The 15,190-nt window shown below is 40.7% G+C and carries 11 protein-coding genes; 9 read left to right on the top strand and 2 right to left on the bottom strand.

Annotation, left to right across the window (positions count from 1 at the left end; all coding sequences use genetic code 11):
- The first annotated feature begins 85 nt into the window (after positions 1-85).
- The 6 genes from mgtE (at position 86) to AC1EU2_RS05370 (ending at position 9,492) form a co-directional block, all read left to right on the top strand.
- Entirely contained in the window at positions 86-1,450 is a 1,365-nt protein-coding gene (mgtE, locus tag AC1EU2_RS05395; protein ID WP_480296956.1) for a magnesium transporter, read from the top strand.
- 92 nt (positions 1,451-1,542) lie between these two features.
- Positions 1,543-2,454, top strand: a complete 912-nt coding sequence (locus AC1EU2_RS05390; RefSeq protein WP_480296955.1) for a TolB family protein — start codon at positions 1,543-1,545, stop codon at positions 2,452-2,454.
- Positions 2,455-2,487: 33 nt separating this feature from the next.
- Positions 2,488-5,661, top strand: coding sequence for a glycoside hydrolase family 2 TIM barrel-domain containing protein (locus AC1EU2_RS05385; RefSeq protein ID WP_480296954.1), 3,174 nt, complete (start codon positions 2,488-2,490; stop codon positions 5,659-5,661).
- A 3-nt stretch (positions 5,662-5,664) separates the two neighbouring features.
- Positions 5,665-7,089: a solute:sodium symporter family transporter gene (locus AC1EU2_RS05380; RefSeq protein WP_480296953.1), complete on the top strand. Its 1,425-nt coding sequence runs from the start codon at positions 5,665-5,667 to the stop codon at positions 7,087-7,089.
- 181 nt (positions 7,090-7,270) lie between these two features.
- Positions 7,271-8,440 carry a galactokinase gene (galK, locus tag AC1EU2_RS05375; protein ID WP_480296952.1) on the top strand — a complete coding sequence of 390 codons (1,170 nt, stop codon included), beginning with the start codon at positions 7,271-7,273 and terminating at the stop codon, positions 8,438-8,440.
- An 11-nt stretch (positions 8,441-8,451) separates the two neighbouring features.
- Entirely contained in the window at positions 8,452-9,492 is a 1,041-nt protein-coding gene (locus AC1EU2_RS05370; protein WP_480296951.1) for an aldose epimerase family protein, read from the top strand.
- 77 nt (positions 9,493-9,569) lie between these two features.
- On the opposite strand, the gene AC1EU2_RS05365 is transcribed toward AC1EU2_RS05370, so the two are convergent.
- Both AC1EU2_RS05365 and AC1EU2_RS05360 read right to left on the bottom strand, forming a co-directional pair.
- Positions 9,570-9,986 carry a hypothetical protein gene (locus tag AC1EU2_RS05365; RefSeq protein ID WP_480296950.1) on the bottom strand — a complete coding sequence of 139 codons (417 nt, stop codon included), beginning with the start codon at positions 9,984-9,986 and terminating at the stop codon, positions 9,570-9,572.
- A gap of 305 nt (positions 9,987-10,291) precedes the next feature.
- On the bottom strand, positions 10,292-11,296 hold the full coding sequence (locus AC1EU2_RS05360) for an NAD(P)H-quinone oxidoreductase (RefSeq protein ID WP_480296949.1): 1,005 nt from the start codon (positions 11,294-11,296) through the stop codon (positions 10,292-10,294).
- A gap of 224 nt (positions 11,297-11,520) precedes the next feature.
- Here AC1EU2_RS05360 and AC1EU2_RS05355 point away from each other — a divergent pair, with 224 nt between their 5' ends.
- From AC1EU2_RS05355 to AC1EU2_RS05345, 3 genes are all read left to right on the top strand, one after another.
- Positions 11,521-12,498, top strand: a complete 978-nt coding sequence (locus tag AC1EU2_RS05355; RefSeq protein WP_480296948.1) for a cytochrome-c peroxidase — start codon at positions 11,521-11,523, stop codon at positions 12,496-12,498.
- 11 nt (positions 12,499-12,509) lie between these two features.
- A complete protein-coding gene (locus AC1EU2_RS05350; protein ID WP_480296947.1) occupies positions 12,510-14,111 on the top strand; it encodes a methyl-accepting chemotaxis protein in 1,602 nt (533 codons plus the stop codon).
- A gap of 214 nt (positions 14,112-14,325) precedes the next feature.
- A complete protein-coding gene (locus tag AC1EU2_RS05345; protein WP_480297083.1) occupies positions 14,326-15,189 on the top strand; it encodes a MaoC family dehydratase in 864 nt (287 codons plus the stop codon).
- Position 15,190 lies beyond the last annotated feature (1 nt).

Here is a 15,190-nt window from a genome sequence, read left to right as displayed (position 1 = left end):
ATTTCTGATCTTAAACCCTCACTTCTGAAAAAATCCCTAAATCCGCTACCCTTATTGCAATACATCATCTTGAGTTGGAGCCGCTATGCCATTAGAAATGTTGGATAATGAGCAAGCTGAGCAGCGTTTAAATCAGTTAAATCATGCGCTAAATAGTGGCATGTTCGTGCATGTGCGGCAGATGATGAATGATATGTCACCTTCTGATATTGCGTTGATGCTTGAGTCTTCCCCGCCGCAAACTCGTGAGGTGTTGTGGCAACTGATCGATGCGCAGCATACGGGGGAAGTGCTGGATGAGCTCGGTGAAGAGCTTAAAGACAGCTTTATTATGGAGATGTCGCCGCAGCGGTTAGCAGTTATTGCCAAAGATATGGATACTGACGATCTGGCTTATGTATTAAGAAGTTTGCCGGATAGTTTGTATCAACAGATCTTACAGTCAATGAACAGCCAAGATCGGCTGCGTGTTGAGCAAGCGTTGTCATATCCTGAAGATACGGCTGGCAGTATCATGAATACCGATTCGGTGACCATTCGCCCTGATGTGAGTATTGATGTAATTTTGCGCTATTTACGCAATCGTGGCAGTTTGCCTGATGCAACGGATCAATTATTTGTGGTTGATCGCCGAGATAAGTTTTTAGGTTCGATTTCATTATCCAGCTTACTAACCTCAAACCAAAACTTGTCAGTTAAAGAAGTAATGAATACCGAGATAGAAGGTATTCCTGTATTGATGGATGATGCCGACGTAGCACAATTGTTTGAACGTCATGATTTAGTCTCTGCGCCAGTCGTTGCAGAAGACGGCAAATTACTTGGCCGAATCACCATTGACGATGTGGTTGATGTGATCCGTGAAGATGCTGAACACTCGATGATGGGGATGGCAGGGTTAGAAGATGATGCTGATACTTTTGGACCTGTGCTAAAAAGCTCAATTCGACGCTCCATGTGGCTGATCATCAATTTGCTGTCAGCGTTTCTCGCTGCTTCAGTCAGTAATTTATTTGAGGGAACCATTGAGCACATTGCCACTTTAGCAATCTTAATGACCATTGTACCAAGCATGGGCGGGGTAGCGGGCAATCAAACGTTAGCCTTGGTAATACGTGGTATTGCCTTGGGGCATATTGGTCAATCCAATACCCGTTGGTTAATCACAAAAGAACTGGCGATTGGCTTTTTAAACGGATTGTTATGGGCGGCAATGGTGTTTATTGCAGTTTGGATTTGGAAACACGATGTTGTGTTAAGTAGCCTTATTGCCTGTGCCATGCTGATTAACCTTACTATTGCTGGTTTAGCTGGCGCTGCAATCCCAATTATTCTCAAAAAGATGAACATTGATCCAGCACTCGCGGGCGGCATGTTACTTACGACGGTAACAGATGTTGTCGGTTTATTTGCGTTCTTAGGTTTAGCAACCTTAGTGTTATTGCATTAATTTTAGATGAAGTTTAATTTAATTTAGATTGTATACAATCTTGTTGTTATTCGGTAATGTGTAACAAAATTGTTAACAAAAAGAATAACAAGATGAAACGATTACTGACATTACTCTCTACTTGTGTAGTTTCTAGCTCCATTTTTGCCAGTGGCTATGATATTCAACTTTACTCCTTAAACTTCAATAAACAAACGCACTCTTGGTCAGTTGGTGAGGGGAAGTCCATCACCAATCGCGATGGTTATGATAATCAAGCCAGTTTTACTCGTGATAACTCAGGAGTTATCTTTGTTTCAGATCGTAATAACCAGTTTAATGATATTTACCGTTACGACATTAACAGCGGAAAAATCACTCAATTAACCGATACTCCGAACGAGAGCGAGTTTTCACCAACAGATACTGTCAACGGTCTTGAATATGTCGTTGAGCAAGGTGTTCCGCACCAAAGTGTTTGGTATCAACAAGGTGAAAAGCCTCGGACTCGTGCCATCAACAGTATGATCCCAACTGGATACTATGCCACTCACCCAGAACTGGGGACTTTAATGTGGGCTCGTTATGCATACAGCCTCTATTTTGAACCTAAAGGTGAGAATGCTAATGAAGGTCACTTTGTGGTTTCAAATGCAGGTCGAAGTTTGCATGTGATCCCTGAAGAAAAAAAATTCAGTTATGTTCATAAGTTAATGGATGGTGACAGAATTATTAAAAGCTTTGATCCAATATCTAAACAGCACCGAGCGCTAGTCAGTTTGGGTACAGGCAGCGAAGACTATGCTTGGGGCGGTTTAACAGCCAGTGGTTCATCGTGGATTTTTAATGTAGAAAACGGGAGGTTACGTGCTTGGCCGTATAAACCAGATAGCAACGATTTATCGAAAACTTCTTGGACATCCATAGCTGATTTAACTCCTCCAACTCAGCAACACCAAAAGGCAAACCGAATTGCGATCAGTCCTGATAATCGTTTTTTGACGATTGTATGGAGCCGTAACTGATTTTTCAATAATGTACATTAAGAGAAGCGTATCATGGGTAGATTTACATCGATCATCTCTAATACCTTGTATGTTGTTGGTATTACTTTTACTGCGGATGCTATGGCGAATGAACCATGGCGAGATCATACTGTTTTTGAAGAAAATAAATTAGCACCACATGCGAGTTTATTTCCTTATTTTTCTAAAGCCAAAGCCATCATTGATGATGAGCGTCAAAGTAGTAATTACTTAAGTTTAAATGGCTTTTGGCAATTCCACTTTGCTGATAACCCCCAATCTGCGCCGCAGCAAATTTCGGAAGAAGCATTACCGAATGTGAAATGGGGCCACATCCAAGTTCCTGGTAATTGGGAATCACAAGGCTACGGAAACGCGATATATCTGGATGAACGTTATCCTTTTAACACTCAGTGGCCTGATGTACCCACTGATCACAATCCTACGGGAAGTTATCGAAAGCAGGTTCAACTCCCTGAGTCGTGGAAAAACAAACAAGTCTTCTTTCATTTAGGTGCGGCACGCTCAGCGTTTAGTCTATTCATCAATGGTGAACGGGTGGGTTACAGCCAAGGCGCTAAGACGCCTGCTGAGTTTGATGTTACTGAGTACCTGAGAGATGGAACCAATACCATAGGAATGCAAATCATTCGATGGAGTGATGCGAGCTATCTTGAAAGCCAAGATATGCTCAGAGTGTCAGGTATTGAGCGAGATGTGTATTTGTATGCAACCGAAAAACAGCGTATTCAAGATATCGAAGTTAATCAACAATTAACAGATGATCTAAAGCAAGCTCAAACACAAGTCACACTTCAGTTAATCAATCATGTTGCTAAAACTCCAGTGACAGCTGAGGTGGAGTTACTCTCACCATCAGGTAAGTCTTATTCAGTATCTAGAAACATTGATTTAGACGAGCAGCAAAGCGTGAAGTTTGATTTTGTGATTGAGCAACCTCAGCTTTGGAGTGCTGAAACTCCCACTTTATACCAAGTTATTGCGACGCTTTACGATGAGAATAGTGAAATATTACAAGCCAGTCATCAACCGTTGGGGTTGAGAAAAATTACAATCAATAATGGTCAACTTACTGTTAATAATAAAGCCATTACCATTCGAGGGGTTGATCGCCATGAAACCGATCCCATTACCGCTCATGTCGTGAGTCGTCAACGAATGGAGCAAGATATTCGCTTGATGAAACAAAACAATATTAATGCGGTGCGTTCGAGTCACTATCCAAATGACTCCCATTGGCTAAAACTGACAGATAAATACGGCTTATATGTGGTTGATGAAGCCAACATTGAATCTCATCCATTAGCGATTTCAGAAAAAACACAGATAGGTAATGAACTGAGCTGGCTTCCTGCACACCAAGCGCGTGTTGAGCGTATGATCGAAAGAGATAAAAACCATCCGTCTGTGATCATTTGGTCACTTGGAAATGAAGCCGGTGAAGGACGCATATTTGAATCGTTATCAAATTGGATCAAGCAGCGTGATGCGTCAAGACCAGTGCAATACGAACCCGCAGGGCATAAAACGTATGTCGATATTTATGCACCGATGTATCCGTCAATTCAAAAAATCGAAAACTACGCAAAATCGAACCCGACTAAACCGTTAATTATGATTGAGTATGCTCATGCGATGGGAAACTCAGTCGGGAATTTACAAGATTACTGGGATGTCATTGAACGATATCCGAGTTTGCAAGGTGGCTTTATTTGGGACTGGGTTGATCAATCTTTGTCTTATACCAATTCAAACGGTCAACAATTTTGGGCCTATGGTAAGGATTACCACCCTGATATGCCGACTGATGGTAACTTCCTAAATAACGGCTTAGTGGATCCTGATCGTAATCCACACCCACATTTATCAGAAGTAAAGAAGGTTTATCAGCCTTTTGCTTTCTCTAATTTTAATGTTTACGGTGACTCGGTCAGTGTTGAGTTAATAAATAAATATGATTTTATCAGCACAAATGGTTTCAGTTTATCGTGGTCATTACAGCAAGATGGCAAAGCGATACAAAAGGGACGTTTGCCTTTACCACACCTTATGCCACAAGAATCTGGCTTAATCTCATTGCCACTGGATTACGAGGTTAAACCAGAATTCGAATATCATCTGCTATTTGAAATTCAAATTGATAAGCCTCATCCTTTAGTACCTACAGGGCATCTCATTGCGTTCGAGCAATTTCAAATTCAGCCTGTTACTCCAGCAGGTAATAAGGCCGCTGAGCATCAACTTACTCAATACGATGCTTTTTGGCAGTTGAAAGCCAATGACAATCAATATCGAATTTCAAAAGAACACGGGTGGTTAGAGCAAGTATTGGCCAGCAATCAACCGATGCTGCAATTGCCCTTAGAAGTGAATTTTTGGCGGCCACCCACAGATAACGATCTTGGCAATGATATGCCTAAATGGGCTAAACCTTGGCAAGACGCTGCTGGAGAATTGCAGTTAGATGATATTGAACGTCAAGGCAAGCAGTTGTTAGTGACCCATAAGCATTCATCGATGGGCTTCACATTGGTTACCCGCTATCAAATTGGTAGCGAACAAGATCTAGTGATTACGACAGAATTTAAACCATCAGATAAGGCACTCCCCGACTTACCTAAGTTTGGTTTCAGTACTCAATTACCGTTCAAATATCGTTTTATGCATTACTTCGGTCGTGGTCCTGAAGAAACCTATGCCGACAGAAAAACAGGTAATGCACTTGGATGGTATTCATTACCCGTTGAGAAAGCATTTCATCGATATTCTCGTCCACAAGAGACTGGGCAAAAAAGCGATGTGCGTTATGTCGCAGTCGTCGATGAAAACGGGGCAGGCTTACTTGCCACTGCCTCAACAAGATTACAAACCAGTTTTTGGCCATTCGCTTTGAGTGATATCGATTTTAGAGCGGGTGATGCACAAGATTCGGCATCAGGTTTGGTGCCAGTAACTCAAAATCATGGTGGCGAGATTTCGCTACGAGATTTTATAACGTGGAACATTGACGCCAAACAAATGGGAGTAGGTGGTGACACTTCATGGGGGCGTCCTGTTCATAAACCTTATCGTATTGAGGCAAAGACAATGCGATTCAGCTTCAGTTTACTTCCTATTTCTGCTGGCAGTGATATTCAAAATATTGCTCGCAGTGTGGGTCAGTCAGAAGCTTTGGTACAGGATTAAATCATGGATACAGTGATTCAATTATCAATTTTTATTTTATTAACGTCTTTAGTTGCCATTGTTACTTACGTTAAATGTAGACAGGCTCCGAGAGATAAAAATGACAGCAAAGAGTACTTTCTCGCAGGTGGAGGCCTAAGCTGGGTGTTCATTGCTGGCTCATTAGTGATGACCAACATCAGTGCTGAGCAGATAGTGGGAATGAACGGCGCTCAAACCTTGCTTGTTGCTTGGTGGGAGATTGGTGCTGCGTTGGGCATCATCATTTTGGCCAAATGGCTCATCCCTATCTATTACAAGTACAACTGTACAACGACCACAGAGTTACTTGAGCGAAAATACAATGACAAAGGCATTCGAGCCATGGTGTCTGTCTTTTTTATGCTTGGATATGCATTTATTTTGCTACCCGTGGTGCTCTATACCGGCTCATTGTTCATGAAGTCGATGTTTAATGTTCAATTGCCTGTGATCATGATTGCTGCCATATTCGCTGTTGTTGGCGCCGTGTATGCTATTTTTGGGGGGTTAAGAGCTATTGCGATTTCTGATACCTATAATGGTTTCGGGTTATTGATCATGGGAGCCATCGTTTCTTATCTTGCTATGAATGCGATTAATTGGGATTTTTCGGGTATTCCAGCCGATCACTTGACCTTAATTGGAGATAATGAATCTGATATTCCTTGGCATACACTATTTACGGGTATGATCTTCATTCAAATCTTCTATTGGGGAACCAATATGGTGATTACTCAGCGTGCTTTAGCTGCAGACTCAGTAGAGGAAGCACAAAAAGGGTTATACGCCGCCGTATTTGCGAAGCTACTTACCCCATTAATCGTCGTTTTACCAGGTATTGTGGCGTTAAAGTTGTATGGTGATGTTGGTGATGTTGCTTATGGCAGGCTTGTTGGCGATTTATTACCACATTGGACGTCAGGGGCGTTTGCTGCAGTAATTGCGGGTGCAGTGTTGAGTTCGTTTAATTCATGCTTAAATTCAGCCGCTGCACTGTACACTTGTGATATTCATAAAAACTACATTAATCCTAATGCTGACGTGAAAAAGATAGCAACTCGTGTGGCACTTTTTTTCACAGTCGTTTCCCTTTCTCTTGTCCCTGTTTTTGCAAACTCTGACAGTATTATTGCGTTGCTTCAACAACTAAATGGCTTATATTCTATGCCTGTTCTGGCAGCATTTATTTGTGCATTGGCCTTTAAAAACGTTCACGCAACAGCAATTAAAGTGGGCTTGATTTTTGGTGTGACGGTTTATGCGATATTTACCTTCGTTTGGAGTCCATTACACTACATCCACCTAATGGCGATTACATTATTGATTACCGTCTTATTTACGCTCATGTTAAGTCGTTTCCTCGGTGGACAAAAAACGGAACTAAAAGTGGCTGATGACTCGCTTTAGATTGATGACACGAATATGTCGTCGACGAACGGATAATAGGCTCAAATAAGCGCTCTATCTCTTTGTATAGAGCGTTTTTTATCCCTTTAAAACTTCCAAACAACATTCAGTTACAAATTTATTTCAGACGTGATATAACTCACAGATACCTTCAAAAAAGTGTGTGGAAGTTGTATCAAATATGTCGAGCCCGGCCCAACGTGCAAAAAAACTATTTATAAGAACCTTTGGAACTAATGCTGACGATTGTTACCAAGCACCTGGTCGCATTAATTTAATGGGGGAGCATACTGATTATAACGAAGGTTTTGTTTTACCTGCAGCAATAAACTTTCATGTCGTAATTGCAGCCAAGAAACGTGATGATGGTCTATTTCGAGCAGTAACAGATATCTCACCTGATGAATTTATCGAATGGCAATTTGGCCTTGAAAATGAATCTAATGATGACTCAGATGTCCTTAGTCATTGGAGTCAGTATCTCAAGAGTTTCACCGCAACATTAGCTCAGTCAGGATTATCGACTTCGGGTATGGATGTCGCCATAGTGAGTGACGTTCCTGTTGAGCAGGGGTTTTCATCATCTTCTGCTTTGGAAATCGCATTTGGTACAGCCATCAATGATTTGCATCAATTACATTTGTCTCCCCTCGCTGTTGCTCAACTGGCACAACGCGGAGAGTTTCACCATATGAAGCTGACTTGTGGCATTAAAGACCATATGATCAGTGCGTTAGCAGAAGAAGAGCAAGCGGTATTAATTGACTGCTTGGATTTAGATTATGACTCTATCTCACTGCCTAAAGAATTAAGTTTAATCATTGTCCATTCGGGCAAATATGCTGAGGATATTCAGCATAAATATCAAACCAGAAAGTCCGAGTGTCTTGAAGTAGCAGAGCATTTTGGATTAGATAGCTTACGTCATGTTGAATTACTTCAATTAGAGCGTGAAAAAAGCAATCTGGCAAAGTCCCTCTATAAGCGTGCTCGACACGTTATTTCAGAGAATCGCAGAACACAACAAGCCGCTCGAGCATTAGAGATGAATAATACTCGAAGATTAAGTCAACTCATGGCGGATTCTCATCGTTCACTCAAAGATGATTTTGAGATCAGTCTGCCTGAGATTGATTTGTTGGTTGATATCATTAATAACAAAATCGGTGACCGAGGCGGTGTTCGCTTAACGGGAAGCGGTTTTGGTGGCAGTGTAGTGGCCTTGGTCGAGCATGAGTTGACCGATGATGTTGTACTCGCTGTTGAACAAGAATATTACAAAAAGACAGGCATAGAAGCACAAGTATATTTATGTAGTGCGACCAGAGGTGCTTGTCGCATTGATGATTAGGGAATAGATCTATGGTGACCATTAAAGTATTAGAGCCTTGGAGCGACCCTCGTGGTGGTGAAATCGATAGGGTAAGAATTGATAATGGCATCATTGCCATGGAAGTGCTGAGCCTGGGCGGTATCATCAAAAGCCTATGGGTTGCAGGCGAAAGTGGCGATCGCCAAAATATCGTTTTAGGGTGTGACTCTGCACAAGGCTATCTAGAGCAAAATGCACATCTAGGTGCTATTGCTGGTCGTTTTGCTAATCGAATCGCAAACGGTACTATTTCAAAAGACGGTGAGCGTTATCAGCTTGACCTTAATCATGCTGATCTTTGTCTTCATGGTGGTAGTGAAGGATTTAACCGTAAAAACTGGCAAATGGGTAGCTTGCCTGATGGGGTTCGGTTGACGTTGCATAGCCCTGATGGTGACATGGGGTTCCCAGGTAATTGTCACGTACAATTGGATTACCGACTTGTGGGTAATAACCTTTTTGTTGAAGTACAAGCAGATACTGATAAAGCGTGTCCAATTAATCTAACCCAGCACAGCTATTTCAATCTTGATGGCTCTGAATCCGTTTTAGAACATGAGCTACAAACGGATTGCGAGCAATATTTAGCGACGGACGAGAACAGTATTCCTAAGTCGAAAGCAAGCGTTTGTAATACCGTGTTAGATTTTCGTCAGCCTAAATTTTTGTCTGGTGTGGTGTCAGATAACACATTGAAGCAAACGCAAGGCATCGATCATTGCTACTTAATGACTCAAAATGATGGCCGTGAACTACAACGATTTGGTCAGATTGTCAGTCAAAAAGCAGGGCTTTCGATGACCTTGTATACCAATCAACCTGGTGTTCAGGTGTATACATCAAACTTTTTGGCAGGAACTATAGGCAAGAAGAATCAATCATTGAAACAGTATCAAGCTATTTGTTTAGAGCCACAATTATTGCCTGATTCCCCTAATCAATCAGAATTACTAGGGAAAGGGTGGACTGAACCAGATGAGGTTTATCATCATATCAGTCGTTATCAATTTGATGCTCTAAGTTCCGAATGAAGCTGAGTTTGCTTTTTCAGTAAAAAGTGGCGCAATGTACCGTGCCACTTTACGGATCGTTTAATGATTAATGGCGACTACTCTTCATATTCGTCATTACTCCATTCGTCCTGTTCATAATCTACTTCGTCAGATACTTCATCTTCGTCAAAGTCTTCCTCAATCGTTTTCTTTGGACTTGCCACTGCCTTCTCTGGCATTGAAGCAACTTCTTCAGTTAACTCAAGATGATCTTTTTGCACATTCAAAAACTCGTTACGTGCGTCTTTCCATGCGGCAGCATAGTTTTTCTGTGCCTGTTTGAGACTGGTTTCATCAAGATCATAGAGATTAGACTCCACGATATCTTTAACATACTCAATAATGGCATGTCGGTTTGAGTTGTATAAATAGATTCTACCAGGAGTCGCTTCCGGTAATGCTTGATCGTGAATTACAATGCTATTTCCTCTGGAGGTGCGTAATTCACCATACCAAACTTTTAGTTTCGTCATGCTGTTCATATATGCCAATGCCCTTCATTTCAATTTCCAGCTCAAAGCGGAAATATCACATATACAATTCAGAACTTACCCGTTTCATTAGGTCAGTTAATTTCCAGTAAAGTTCAATATTCAATTCTGATTTATAATTGAGCTAAAGCCTATGACATCAGTACTTAGCTCTAAATCATATTTACGACTTTAGACGATTTTTTTTGTGCTTCAAGTTTTTTTTAGTAAGTTTAATGTTAATTTAATTTTCACATTTAGCTGAATAAACCAGCAGCTTGAGTAATCTATAAAGGGAAGATTACGTTTCAATGACAATGTGATAAATCAAGAATAATCTTACCGACATGTTGACCTTTTTCCATCAATTCATGAGCTTTCTGCACATCTTCGAAAAGAAAAGTTTTATAGATAAAAGGTGTTAATCTTCCCGCTTCAATAAGTGGTATCACGTGAGCTTTTAATTGATGTGCTATCTCTGCTTTTGCTTCGTCAGATTGAGGGCGAAGCGTTGAACCTGTCCAAACGATCCTTTTAGCCATCAGTCGGAATACATCAACGTGAGCTTTTGCACCTCTTTTTAATGCAACGGTAACCATACGCCCATCCACTTTTAAAAGCTTCAAGTTTAGATTTACAAAGTCGCCTGCTGCCATATCGAACACAACATCGATCCCTTGAGGTGCAGATTCTTTAAGTTGTGATTCAAGTTCCGTACTGTGATAATCAAAAGCATCATCAGCACCAAGTTGTTTGCAATGATGGCATTTATCCGCAGAACCAGCCGTTACAATGACGTGTGCACCAAATGCTTTGGCAAGTTTAATTGCGGTATTCCCTAGTCCTCCAGAAGCGCCATGGATGAGAACAGTTTCTCCACTTTTAAGCTCACCTCTAATAAATAAATTCCCCCAAACCGTAAATAAAGTTTCGGGTAATGCGGCCGCTATAAAGTAATCAATCGAATTTGGCACTGGTAGGCAGTGTTCTTGATGTGTGATGGCATATTCACCATAGCCACCTCCAGGAACGAGTGCGCAAACCTTATCGCCAATAGACCATGAAGTGACATTATTGCCTTTGGCAACAATTTCACCTGAAACTTCAAGGCCTAAAATAGGTGAAGCTCCTATTGGAGCAGGATAAACACCTTGACGCTGAGCAATATCAGGACCATTGACTCCTGCTGCTTTGACTTTAATTAATACTTGTTGGTCATTAGGGATTAGCATTGTAGAGCAGGTCAAAGTCATCGATTCAATCGAACCGGTAGAATCGTATTGGACGTGTTGATACGAAGATGGCAATGTCATAGGGCATTTTTTGCTTAGAGTTTTGAATGATTGTAGCTGATATTCAGGTCTTTTTTAGTATGAAATTGACTCAGAATAAAATAAACGAGGTTTTTAATTTGATAAAGGTCGAATGGTATTTTTTTGTACAGGCCATCACTTGAATCAATGGTATTGTTTATTCATAAAAATTAAATAAATACAACAAGAACAAAAGCCGCATAGACGGTGAAATTAGGTTTTAGATGAAAAAAATATTTCTTTTTTCTTTGATGACATTCTCATCATTCGCTTTCGCTGCAGATAAAAGCCAGTTTGTTAGGCCAGATCATATCCCTTTCCCAGCAACGAACCCATATAGTGCGTCCAAAGCCGCACTGGGTAAGATGTTGTTTTTTGATCCAAGACTCAGCAAAAATCGCAATTTGACCTGTGCAAGTTGTCATAATCCCAGTTTTGGTTGGGAAGATGCAACTGCCGCTGCCGTAGGTAGCCAAAATACTCAACTGGGAAGGCATTCTCCAACCATCATCAATGCTGCATGGGGGAAGGAATTTTTCTGGGATGGTCGATCAAAAACACTTGAAGAGCAAGCTCAAGGACCTATCGAAGCTGCTGTGGAAATGAACATTTCTATGGAAGAAGTCGTCGAGCGGTTAAGTGCTGTTGAAGGCTACCGTAATCTATTTTCTCGAGTATTTGGTGCTTCTGGTATCAATGAACAAAATATTCGTAAATCGATTGCAACATTCGAACGTACAATTGTTTCGGGCGAAGCACCGTTTGATCGCTGGGTTGAGGGAGATGAATCTGCTATCAGCAGCAATGCCAAAAGAGGCTTTGAACTTTTTAATGGTAAAGCGCAATGCGTAAGTTGCCATACGGGGTGGAATTTCACTGACTATCAGTATCATGATATCGGAATTAATAGCGACGATGATGGAAGAATGTTGATCACTGGTAATCCTCAAGATGAAAAAGCATTCAAAACACCAAGTTTGAGGAATATCACTCAGAGAGCGCCTTTCATGCATGATGGCTCTATGGAAACAATGCGTCAAGTAATTGTACATTATGTGGCTGGTTTCAATCGTAGACCGTCACTTTCGAATAAGATCCAGCCGCTTAAATTAACCGAGCAAGAAATTACGGATCTGGAAGCTTTTTTAATGACACTAACTGGCGAAGATAAAGCAATTACGCTTCCTTTACTCCCGTATTAAGCAGATTGAAAATGAAAATAAAACATAAAGTTATCGCTAGCTTTGCTAGCTTAATCTTAATATTTTCCTTGCTGAGTTTATATTTGATTAAACAGCTGCAAGAGCAAGGTCAGCAAACCGTTTTTGCTTTTAACCAACCATTACAAGCTGTTGATAATAGTCATGGCGCATGGGAGACCTTTTTAGCTTTTGAAATGTACGCTGATAAAGTGTTGGCCATGACTGAGCCAGCCAATATCAATGAAGTACAACAAGAGATTAAAAAATACAGTAAAAAATTCAACCAACAAATTCAAAATGCAGCTGATGCAAGTATTGAAGAGCGTGCAAAAGTTCAAGCATTAGAAGTGAAAAAGTCGACTAACGCATGGATAAAGCAAATCAGTGAGCATTTGGCGGGCACCAATCAAACAAAATTGCTTGATCGCAGAATTTTAGCAGAAGAAAAGCTAGACATTCAGCTTAAATTGAAAGAGTTGGTTGCAGAGACATTGCGAGAGTCTCAGCACCTTGCACAAAAAGTCGAGAGCGATATTAATGACCAAATGTCCACGGTTTATGTCGTTTTAAGCATAATTGCATTGTTGGCGATTGTTGTGGCTTTGATTATCACAAACAGCATCGTGACACCAATTCAGAAGTTAACGGCAGCTGTAGTTGAGTTAACTCGTGGCGATGGTGATTTAACTCGTAGGTTGGATGAGAATGCAACCGATGAAATGGGTTGTTTGTCTCATGAGTTTAATTTATTTATTAGTAAAGTACATCAGTCAGTATCTGAAATTGCCAGTTCAGTTGAGACCATGAATCAGCAGTTTGGTGAGTTTGCCTCAATTACCGAGCAAACTAAGCAAGGTTCACTGTCTCAAAAGCAGCAAATTAATCAAATTAGTCAAGCGATGGATTCGGTTACCGCATCTGTCGTGACTGTAAGCGAGAGTGTTGTGGTTGCTAAAGATCAAGCTTGCAATATTCTTACTGGGACACAAGGCAGTTCAAAACTGGTTGCCCAGGCGACGACTGAGCTGAATGTATTGACGGATAATGTAGATAAAACATCAGAAGTCATTTTTTCTTTAAGCGAATCAAGTGAAGCTATTGGTAAAGTACTAGAGGTCATCGAATCTATCGCTGATCAGACCAACTTACTTGCACTTAATGCAGCAATTGAGGCTGCTCGTGCTGGTGAAGCTGGCAGGGGGTTCTCTGTTGTCGCAGATGAAGTCCGCTCTCTTGCATTAAAAACACAAGAATCCACAACCGATATCCACCATACGATTAAGTTGATTCAAGAGCAGGCTGAAGAAGCGAAACAAATGATGGAGGTGGGGCGTCAAGGTACTCGAAACTGTGTAGCCAACAATGATGAGCTTTCAAATTCATTGGCGGATGTATTGACACGAGTCAACAACATTCAACAAACCAGCGAGACCATCAGTCAACAAAGTGAACAACAAGTTTTAGCCTCTGACGGTGTGGCTGAAAATTTAAGTAATATCGTTGTGATAGCAGAGCAGACGTCTCAAGGAACTGAATCGCTGCAACAAAGTAATGTGGAATTATTAAAGTCTGTTGATAATGTGTCACAAATGGTTAAACAATTTAAAGTTTAACTACTCGATTTAAACTAAGTTAAGTAGCTTCTATTTATCAGAAGCTACTTAACTGTTTTTATTCAAAACTATTTCATTTCCCCGCAATCGTTAAGGGTATATAATTACCCACTTGTCATATTTATCTTGCGTACTACCTTTATAACATTATTGAGGTAGCAACTTGTTGTATGAGTAACGGAATATTCAGGAATCAAAGAGTAAAAGTATGGAAATTAGTGTGCCACATAGAGTTGAACTACATCGCCTACCATCATTATTTAATTTGTACCGCAAAATTTTCTTCGGCCGTAAACCTGGTTGGGATCAGCAGTCACTTCCGCAGATCCAAGTGTCTTTGCCAAACGTTTCGATAGACGATAAGCAGGTCAGTAAATATGCACAGGTTTGTGGTTTTAACTACGATGGCGCTACACTTCCTGCAACTTATTTACATGTCATTATGTTCCGCCTTCATGCGGAAATATTTACTCAAGACATGGTTACTTTTCCACTTTTGGGAATGATTCACCTTAAAAATACGATTAAGCAGTATCGAAAAATCCAAACAAGCGAAATTTTTGATTGTGATTGCCAACTGCTTGAAAGTGAAGTCACGGACTCGGGGTTAGAATTTACTTTAAGATCTCAAGCGTTGGTCAATGGCGAGTTGGTTTGGGAATCTTTTTCAACGTATTTATATCGTATTGAAGGTGGGAAACGAGTTCGTCCTCCTCGTGGCAGCAAAATGGATTTCACAGAAGCCCAGCTTTTATCGATTGATGCTGATTGTGGCTTAAAATACGCAAGAGCATCTGGTGATTACAACTTAATCCATTTGCACCCATTTTTAGCTAAGCGTTTTGGCTTTGATAAAGTACTGGCTCATGGAATGTGGTCAAAAGCTCGCTGCTTAGCTCTACTTGAAAATAATATCGAACGAGATGCATTTTCAGTCAATGTAGAATTTAAATTACCATTGTTTATGCCTTCAGACGTCACATTTAATGCTGTAAATGATGAATCAGAAATTCAATTTGAATTGCGAGACAAAAAAGGCAAACGTCCTCATCTTATTGGCAAGGTTGAATATTTATAAT

The organism is Parashewanella sp. 2304DJ23-3 (assembly GCF_056591695.1).
This window is presented reverse-complemented; position numbering and strand designations above follow the sequence as displayed.

Excerpts from the sequence above, each read along its gene's own strand:
- mgtE (WP_480296956.1), top strand. The coding sequence starts at position 86 with ATGCCATTAGAAATGTTGGATAATGAGCAAGCTGAGCAGCGTTTAAAT.
- AC1EU2_RS05390 (WP_480296955.1), top strand. The coding sequence starts at position 1,543 with ATGAAACGATTACTGACATTACTCTCTACTTGTGTAGTTTCTAGCTCC.
- AC1EU2_RS05385 (WP_480296954.1), top strand. The coding sequence starts at position 2,488 with ATGGGTAGATTTACATCGATCATCTCTAATACCTTGTATGTTGTTGGT.
- AC1EU2_RS05380 (WP_480296953.1), top strand. The coding sequence starts at position 5,665 with ATGGATACAGTGATTCAATTATCAATTTTTATTTTATTAACGTCTTTA.
- galK (WP_480296952.1), top strand. The coding sequence starts at position 7,271 with ATGTCGAGCCCGGCCCAACGTGCAAAAAAACTATTTATAAGAACCTTT.
- AC1EU2_RS05370 (WP_480296951.1), top strand. The coding sequence starts at position 8,452 with ATGGTGACCATTAAAGTATTAGAGCCTTGGAGCGACCCTCGTGGTGGT.
- AC1EU2_RS05365 (WP_480296950.1), bottom strand. The coding sequence starts at position 9,986 with ATGACGAAACTAAAAGTTTGGTATGGTGAATTACGCACCTCCAGAGGA.
- AC1EU2_RS05360 (WP_480296949.1), bottom strand. The coding sequence starts at position 11,296 with ATGACATTGCCATCTTCGTATCAACACGTCCAATACGATTCTACCGGT.
- AC1EU2_RS05355 (WP_480296948.1), top strand. The coding sequence starts at position 11,521 with ATGAAAAAAATATTTCTTTTTTCTTTGATGACATTCTCATCATTCGCT.
- AC1EU2_RS05350 (WP_480296947.1), top strand. The coding sequence starts at position 12,510 with ATGAAAATAAAACATAAAGTTATCGCTAGCTTTGCTAGCTTAATCTTA.